Genomic DNA, 530 nt, shown 5'->3' with positions numbered 1-530 from the left:
GAAGAAAAAAAGAAAGGAGAGAAAAAAGAAAAAGAAAAGAAGAAGAGAAAAGGAGGAGAAGAAGAGAAGAAAAAAGAAAAAAAGAAAAAGGAAAAAAAGGAAAAAAGAAAAAAAAAAGAAAAAGAAAGAGAAAGGAGAGAAAAGATAAAAAAGAAAAAAAGAAAAAGAGAAAGAGAGATATAAAGGAAGAAAAAAAAAAAAAAGGTGATAAGATAGAAGAGGGAAGAAGAGGGGAAAAAGAGAGTGTGGTAAAGATAAAAAGGAAAAAAAAAGAAAAAAGGATAAAAATAGAAAAGGAAAAGAAGGAAAAAAGAAAAGAAAAAAAAAGAAAAAAAAAAAAAGAAGAAAAGAAGGGAGAAAGAGAAAAAAAGAAAAAAAAAAGAAAAAGAAAAAGAAAAAAAGAGGAGAAAAAAAAAAGAAAAAAAAAGAAGATGCAGAAAAAAAAAAAAAAAAAGAAAGAGAAAAAAAAAAGGAAATGAAGAAAAAAGGGGGAGTAGGAAAAGAAAAACAAAAAGAAAAGAGTAAAAAAG

At 24.2% G+C, this 530-nt stretch carries 1 protein-coding gene; it reads left to right on the top strand.

The genetic code is table 11. The annotated features are described in order from the left end of the window. A partial coding sequence (locus DNK85_RS12750; RefSeq protein ID WP_208123197.1) for a hypothetical protein occupies nucleotides 1-479 on the top strand: 479 nt, incomplete at its 5' end. Nucleotides 480-530: the final 51 nt, after the last annotated feature.

Source organism: Cysteiniphilum halobium (genome assembly GCF_003574425.1).
GTDB lineage: Bacteria > Pseudomonadota > Gammaproteobacteria > Francisellales > Francisellaceae > Caedibacter > Caedibacter halobius.
Note: the sequence above shows the minus strand (reverse complement) of the source record. Positions and strands in the feature narration are given on the sequence as shown.